11 protein-coding genes are annotated in these 6526 nt (G+C 69.4%); 6 read left to right on the forward strand and 5 right to left on the reverse strand.

Annotated features, from left to right (window positions below; translation table 11 throughout):
* Positions 1-225 precede the first annotated feature (225 nt).
* On the forward strand, positions 226-348 hold the full coding sequence (locus ACGF12_RS26770) for a hypothetical protein (RefSeq protein WP_393035022.1): 123 nt from the start codon (positions 226-228) through the stop codon (positions 346-348).
* 65 nt (positions 349-413) lie between these two features.
* Positions 414-998 (forward strand): hypothetical protein, encoded by a 585-nt coding sequence (locus ACGF12_RS26775; protein WP_393035025.1) that lies wholly within the window; start codon positions 414-416, stop codon positions 996-998.
* 54 nt (positions 999-1052) lie between these two features.
* Here the strand turns inward: ACGF12_RS26775 and ACGF12_RS26780 are convergent, their stop codons facing one another.
* The 3 genes from ACGF12_RS26780 to ACGF12_RS26790 form a co-directional block, all read right to left on the reverse strand.
* On the reverse strand, positions 1053-1406 hold the full coding sequence (locus ACGF12_RS26780) for a VOC family protein (protein ID WP_393035028.1): 354 nt from the start codon (positions 1404-1406) through the stop codon (positions 1053-1055).
* A 115-nt stretch (positions 1407-1521) separates the two neighbouring features.
* Positions 1522-1731: a DUF397 domain-containing protein gene (locus tag ACGF12_RS26785; protein WP_393035031.1), complete on the reverse strand. Its 210-nt coding sequence runs from the start codon at positions 1729-1731 to the stop codon at positions 1522-1524.
* Between the two features lie 27 nt (positions 1732-1758).
* Positions 1759-2616, reverse strand: coding sequence for a helix-turn-helix domain-containing protein (locus ACGF12_RS26790; protein ID WP_393035034.1), 858 nt, complete (start codon positions 2614-2616; stop codon positions 1759-1761).
* Positions 2617-2858: 242 nt separating this feature from the next.
* Here ACGF12_RS26790 and ACGF12_RS26795 point away from each other — a divergent pair, with 242 nt between their 5' ends.
* From ACGF12_RS26795 to ACGF12_RS26805, 3 genes are read left to right on the forward strand one after another with little or no spacing between them, the layout of a single operon-like run.
* Positions 2859-3266 (forward strand): ATP-binding protein, encoded by a 408-nt coding sequence (locus ACGF12_RS26795; protein WP_393035037.1) that lies wholly within the window; start codon positions 2859-2861, stop codon positions 3264-3266.
* Positions 3263-3544: a hypothetical protein gene (locus tag ACGF12_RS26800; protein ID WP_393035040.1), complete on the forward strand. Its 282-nt coding sequence runs from the start codon at positions 3263-3265 to the stop codon at positions 3542-3544. The genes ACGF12_RS26795 and ACGF12_RS26800 overlap by 4 nt, the downstream gene beginning before the upstream one ends.
* Positions 3541-3738, forward strand: coding sequence for a hypothetical protein (locus tag ACGF12_RS26805; RefSeq protein ID WP_393035043.1), 198 nt, complete (start codon positions 3541-3543; stop codon positions 3736-3738). Before ACGF12_RS26800 ends, ACGF12_RS26805 begins: the two co-directional genes overlap by 4 nt.
* A gap of 64 nt (positions 3739-3802) precedes the next feature.
* On the opposite strand, the gene ACGF12_RS26810 is transcribed toward ACGF12_RS26805, so the two are convergent.
* Positions 3803-3940 (reverse strand): hypothetical protein, encoded by a 138-nt coding sequence (locus ACGF12_RS26810; protein ID WP_393035046.1) that lies wholly within the window; start codon positions 3938-3940, stop codon positions 3803-3805.
* Between ACGF12_RS26810 and galE the strand changes: the two genes are divergently transcribed.
* The gene (gene galE, locus ACGF12_RS26815; RefSeq protein WP_393035048.1) at positions 3939-4934 is read left to right on the forward strand and encodes a UDP-glucose 4-epimerase GalE; all 996 of its coding nucleotides are present in this window, start codon (positions 3939-3941) and stop codon (positions 4932-4934) included. The two genes, ACGF12_RS26810 and galE, sit on opposite strands and share 2 nt — an antisense overlap.
* Positions 4935-5125: 191 nt before the next feature.
* On the opposite strand, the gene ACGF12_RS26820 is transcribed toward galE, so the two are convergent.
* On the reverse strand, positions 5126-6040 hold the full coding sequence (locus ACGF12_RS26820; protein WP_393035050.1) for a hypothetical protein: 915 nt from the start codon (positions 6038-6040) through the stop codon (positions 5126-5128).
* Between the last annotated feature and the right edge of the window lie 486 nt (positions 6041-6526).

Genomic DNA, 6526 nt, shown 5'->3' on the forward strand with positions numbered 1-6526 from the left:
CCCACACCCCCCCCCCCCCCCCGCGGGGCGGCCGCCCGCCCCTCCCGATGTCCACCCCCCCCCCCCCCCCCCCGGGGGGGCCCCCCCCCGGGGGCCCCCCCCCCCGCCGTCATTGGAGGCCTCCTCGGCCGTCCGGGTGTCGAGCAGGGCTGATGACGGATCGGTCGCCGCCCTGCGTGGAGTCGTCCCGGCCTTCGAGAAGGACAACCCGGCATCAAGGTCGACGTGCTGCACATCGGCTGCGACTACCTGCCCGGCTACCTGGAGAAGTCCCCCGGAGGCCTCGCCGGCCTCTCCGCCTACGGCGCCGACGCCCACAAGGACAAGTTCGCTGCCCTGGGCTGCTGAGGACCGGGACAGAGTTGTGTGCAATCGGCTGACGTTTTGTCACACAGAAGTCTTACGTTCTGTCCATGAATCGAATGACTCGTGTGTACTCCGCTGCGATCGTCGGCACCTCCGCCCTCCTGCTCACGGCCTGCGGATCCTCCTCGCCGTCCCCCGCGAAGGCCGCCGCACCGGACACCCCCGCCTCAAGCGCCGTCGCCCCGGCGCCCGCCGACGTGCCGACGACGGCCGCCGCCGCACCCACCAAGGCCCCGGCCGGATCCGGCGGCGCGGCCCCCGTCGGCGGTGTCAACTCCGTGACCATCAAGGGGGAGAGCGGCGGCACCTTCCAGTTCGGCGGGGGCGGCTGCATAGGGGGCAAGTCCCCGTCCAGCAAGCTGGTCCTGACCGCGTCACCCGTCGGCGCCGGCTCCGCACAGGGCGGCCTGATCGTCACCTTCGACGGCGACGGGAAGGTGAATCTGCTCCTGACCAATGGTGACGACCAGAGCAACGCCGTCGCCTGGGCTGGGGACACCACGGTCGGCGAGACGGCCAGTCGCACCCTGGACACCGTCAAGCTGGTCGACCTGCCGGTCGCTCAACTGATGGGTGCCAAGGGCACGGCCAGCGGCTTCCTGAAGTGCGAGAGCACCGACGGGCTGCTCTGAGCGCAGAGGTTGCGCGAGAAGTCGGCCCGGCCGACTTCTCGCGCAAGGCCACGATCAGACGGGCTGCCAGAGCTCGACGCGGTTGCCCTCGGGGTCGGTGACCCAGCCGAACCGGCCGACGCCCTCCATGTCCTGGGTCTCCTCGGCGACGGCCGCTCCCTTGGCGCGCAGTTGGGCGAGCATCGCATCCAGGTCGCGGACCCGGAAGTTGAGCATGGTCTGCTGGGCGCGGGACCCGAAGTAGTCGGTGTCGGTATCGAAGGTCGCGAACACCGTCGGCCCGGATTGCTGCCGGCACAGGCCGTACTCGTCGGTGTCCAGCCCCAGGCAGTCGCGGTACCACGCGCCCAGGGCCGTCGGGTCAGCGGCCCGCAGGAAGTACCCACCGATTCCCAGCACACGTTCCATGCGGCCATCCTGCCAGGACGGCGGTCAGCCGGGTCGGCGCCGCACCACCGCCGCCGCCGCGCTCCCTCCTGTGTGCGAGAAGTCGGCCGGGCCGACTTCTCGCGCACAGGTGCGTTCAGACGCTGGGAAGGTAGCCGGTCTTGACGGCGGTGACGAACGCGGCCCACGCGTCGGTCGGGAAGACGAGCACGGGGCCGTCAGGGTCCTTGGAGTCCCGGACGGCCATTCCACCTCTGGTGACATGCCCCGTCTCCACGCACTCGCTTGCCTGTGCGCTGTAGGAACTCTTGCGCCACCCCCGAGCGGAGATCTCTGGCACGACCATGTGCTCACCTATTTTCTGATCTCGTACTCATGTCTCTGTTGCGATAGACGTGATCATATCCAGGGACTCGGAAGGGTTCAGGGCCGACGACCGTAGGTACTCGAAAACGAGTCCGTAGCCGTCGAGCTCCGCCTCGCGCTCCAGGTAGTGCCCATTCGTCAGCGTCTCCACGAACACTGCCCCTGGCGCGGGGGAGTCAGTGAACCCGTACATCACGAACCCGCCGCATGCCCCGGCGGTTGCGCCGAGGCCGATCGGTACGACTTGCAGGGTGACGTTGGGGAGTTGCGCTGCCTCGGCGAGGTAGCGCAGTTGTGCCTGACGCACGTCTGCTCCACCAACTGGGCACCGGAGCGCGGGTTCCCAGATGATCGCCCAAAAGCGAGCAGGGTCAGGCTTGTTCAGAATGGCCTTTCGCTCCATCCGGATCTTGACCACTTGATCGATGCGCTCCGGGCGGACGGCGGCAGGATTTGCCTCAAGCAGCGCACGGGCGTAGTCCTCGGTTTGCAACAGGCCTGGCACGACCAGAGGTTGCCAGGTCCGGATGTACCGCGCGTCGCTTTCCAGACCGAGGAAGTCGGCGTGGGCGGGCTGAATCGTGTCGCCGTAGTCGTGCCACCAGCCGCGCTTCTTGCTTTCCCGGGCGAGCGTTTCGAGCGCCTCCCTGACGTGCGGCTCGGTGACACCGTAGAGGTCCAGCAGGATGCCGAGGTCCAGGCGCCGGATGCCCACCACGCCTGTCTCTATCCGACTGATCTTCGCGCGGGAACACTTGAGCGCACCCGCAGCGTCGTCAGTTGTCTTGCTCGCCGATTCTCGAAGCCGGCGAAGCTCTGAGCCCAGACGACGGCCGCGCACGGTCGGCCTCGATTCGTCAGTCACGGTGTTCCTTCCTTGAGCCCATCCCAGTCTGCCTTGTGACGGTGCGTCTGATCCAGGCTAAGTCAATCTGCACTGATGCAGAAATGCTGGTTGCGGTGAGTACCGGTGCGGGTGCATGCTACTTGGCGTAGTGCAATGCACCACACAGCGTGATCCTGGTGGCTCATCGCTCGGGCATCCCTTTGCCTCCCGCCGCCCTTCGGATCGCGATCTTTCCCACCACACCCGGAGGAGGCCCTGCCATGCCCGGAACGTTGGAGAAGTACTCCTGCTGGCTGCCCCGGCACCACAAGTCCGTCCCCGTTGCCAGAGGGCGGCTCCGAGACTTCGTCGCCGGCCGTCCTGCCGGTGAACCGTTGCTCGACACCGGCGAGTTGGTGCTCAGCGAGTTCGTCACCAACGCCGTCGTCCACGCCAAGACCCCGCCCGGACGGCTCATCTACCTCCGGTTCGAACTCCACCCCGGCGCGCTTCGCATCGAGGTGCACGACGCCGACCCGAACCGGCCAACCGCGCTCCCCGCCGCCGACCACGACGAGGCCGGGCGAGGCCTCTGGCTCGTCTCCCAGCTCGCCGCCAGCTGGGGCTGCCGCCCCCGTGAGGGCGGCATCGGCAAGGCGATGTGGGCCCTGATCGGAGGCGTGCGGTGAGCGTCGAACTCCCCTTCCCCGTCTCCGTCGAGATCAAGGGCGTCACCAAGGCCGCCACCTTCACCAAGCTCGCCGACGCCCTCGACGCCGTCCGCACCAGCCTCGCCCGCCTCCCCCTGGATGATGACCAGGCCGGCTACCTCGCCGACTACTTCTCCCCGGCCTCTGCCGCCCGAATCGCCCACCAGCTGGTCGAGTTCGGCGCGGTGCGTGCGATCGCCTACATCGGCATCGAGTCCGCCCATCCGATCTACCTGCGCTCGGAGGCTCCCGAGTGACCCGGCGACTCACCTGGGCCCGGTTGGAGACCTGGTGGTGCCTCAACGGCCAGTTCTCCCGCCCGATCCGCGCCATCAGCCCCCGCCGCCAGGCCGCCCACGTCGAGATGCGGCTCTGGGCGGCCGTCCCGGGCAACGCCGAAGAGCTGCTGCGCGCAGTGCTCCAGCGGGCCACCGAACACCCGCTCGCGTGAACCGGTGACCCGGTTGCTTCGCTCGCCCTCCGCCCTTGCTGCCCGGAATGTGTGCCGCGCCTGGTCACGACACGGGCGGCATGGCGGCGGGTTGGCGGGCGATCGGGTAGCTGATCTCGAACTCCGCTGCCGACAAGCGGGTTTCGTTAACCTCGACGACAGTTCGTGTCATGGGAACAGCAACCGACTTGGGAGAGAGCATGAAGGTTCTCATCACCGGCGGCGCCGGATTCATCGGTTCCACCGTCGCCAGCGCCTGCCTGGACGAGGGCATCGAGCCCGTCCTCCTGGACGACCTGTCCACCGGGCGCCCCGAGTTCGCCACCGGCCGCACCCTCTACCAGGGCGACATCTCTGACGGTGCCCTGATCGACCGCGTCTTCCACGACCACCCGGACATCCACGCCACCATCAACTGCGCCGCCCGCATCGTCGTCCCCGAATCCGTCGCCGATCCGCTCGGCTACTACGACGCCAACGTCACCAAGGGCCTGGCCCTGGTCGGCCACCTGCTGCGCAACGGCTGCCACCGGCTCGTGTTCTCCGGCTCCGCCTCGATCTACGACTCCGGCCAGGCCATCACCGAGGACGCGCCGCTCAAGCCGCTGTCCCCGTACGCGCGCACCAAGGCCGTCTTCGAAGGCGCGCTGGAGGACATCACCGGCGGAACTCCGCTGCGCGTCATCACCCTGCGGTACTTCAATCCGATCGGCGCCGACCCCAAGCTGCGCACCGGCCTGCAGGTCACCAAGCCCACCCACGCCCTCGGCGTCATGATCGACCGCTACCGTGCCGGCGAGTCGTTCCCGGTCACCGGCACCGACTGGCCCACCCGCGACGGCTCCGGCATCCGCGACTACGTCCACGTCTGGGACCTGGCCGCCGCTCACATCGCCGCCGTACGCCGCTTCGACACCGTCGTGCCCGAGGCCGGACCCCGGTACCTGCCCGTCAACCTCGGCTCAGGCAACGGCACCACGGTCTTCGAGCTGATCAAGGCCTTCGAGGACGTCACGGGCAAGCCGCTCGCCCACCACCTCACCGGCGCGCGCCCCGGCGACAACGCCGGCGCCTACCCGGCCATCGACCGCGCCCGCGACGTGCTGGGCTGGACTCCGGCCCACACCCTCCAGGACGGCATCGCCGCCGCCCTGGCCTGGAACAAGGCCCGCCACACGATTCTGAAAGACGAGTGATGACACCTGCCGTTGCGTGACGGGACGGAGGTGGCTGTCCCTTGCCACCGAACCTTGACTGATTGCCACCGAAGGTTGACGGGTGGTGGTTTGTGTCAGCGAAGATTGACCGCCCAGATCAGGACCGTCGAGTGGGCCTCCGTGCGCTGTGCCCGGGACACGGTGGATGTCACCGTCCCGCCTCCAGGTGGTCAGAGCAGCAAGCAGCCCAGCCAGCTGGAGGGGAACCAGCCCTCCAGGGAGCGCAGTTCGGATTCGGTGGCGGGATGGGTTGCCAGGATGGCCTGGCGTACCTCGCGGCCCCCGTCGAGGGTGCTCAGCTCGCCGCCGATGGTGGCCAGCGTGATCGTGAGGCCGTCGCGCTGCAGGACGTATCGGTTCGCTCCATCGGACCACAGGCCACCCGGCTCCGGCCGGCAGGGGGTGAACGGGCTGGTCGTGAGGTTCTCACCGTCCGCGGACAGCATCGGGCGGCCGCAGGGGTCGCTGTAGCCCGGGGAGACCGTCTCGACCGCGGCCTTGTCGAAGCCGTCGCTGAGTCCGCCATTGTTGGCCAGGTCCGCCTGGTCACTGAGTACGAAGACCGCCCGATGCCCATCCCAACTGATCCCGGTGACCAGCACATCCGGCGAGAGGACCGGCCGCATCAGGGACCGGGACGGGATACCGGCCCCGCGCAGCAGATCCTGGACCCCCACCTCCCGCTGCATCGCCCGCAGCGGGAACGCGAGCACGAACACGCCCAGCAGCGTGCCGACGGCCGCCAGCAGGGCGGTGCGTGAGCGCAGCACCACGGCGCCGGCCAGGGCGAAGGACGGGAGGGCGAACACCAGCACGCTCAGCAGGCCCGGGCGGAAAGGCAGCAGGAGGGCCAGAGCGTGGGTGGCGGCGAGGTCGAGCGCCATCGGAGCGGGTGCCAGCAGCCAGCACCACCGGGGGGCGGACGGCTGCAGTGCGTGGACACTGACGAAGTACGCGGGTACGACGACCACGAGCGTCACCACCAAGTGCACGATCGCGCGGGTGCGCCCGCTGTCCCCAGGGTCGAAGTGCTGGACCGCGCTGCCGATGGCCGCCGAGCTCAACGACGGCAGGGCGCAGGCCACACCGAGAACGACGACCTGCCGGCGCCGGTTCGAGGTCGGACGAACCGGTGCGCGCCCCCGCGCTGTTCCCGCGTACGGATTGTGCGGTTCGACCGCGGCCATCGCTTCCCCCTGGCGTTCGGTGCCTTCGAGCCATCAGTGGGACGAGTTCCCGCGGATCTTGGTTGCGGCAGGCGGGCGGGTGTACCGCGAAGTCCCGAGAATTCCCTGGCTCGTTCCGCTGAGCGCCTGGCGGCCGTCCCGCGTCGGAAGGTCGTATCCCGTGGTTCCAACTACCGTCCGTACAGGTCGCCGACACGACACGCGGCGACTGACCTGGGCGGTCAACCTTCAGTGACACAAACCGCGCAGTGGTCAAAGTTCAATGGCACACGGTCAAGGTTCGGTGGCACGGGACAGTGGCGGGGGGGGGGGGGGGGGGGGGCGGGGCGCCCCCCCCCCCCCCCGGGCGCGGGGGGGCGGGGGGGGGGGGGGGGGGGGGGGTGC

This window comes from Kitasatospora sp. NPDC048296 (assembly GCF_043201815.1).
Taxonomy (GTDB): Bacteria; Actinomycetota; Actinomycetes; order Streptomycetales; family Streptomycetaceae; genus Kitasatospora.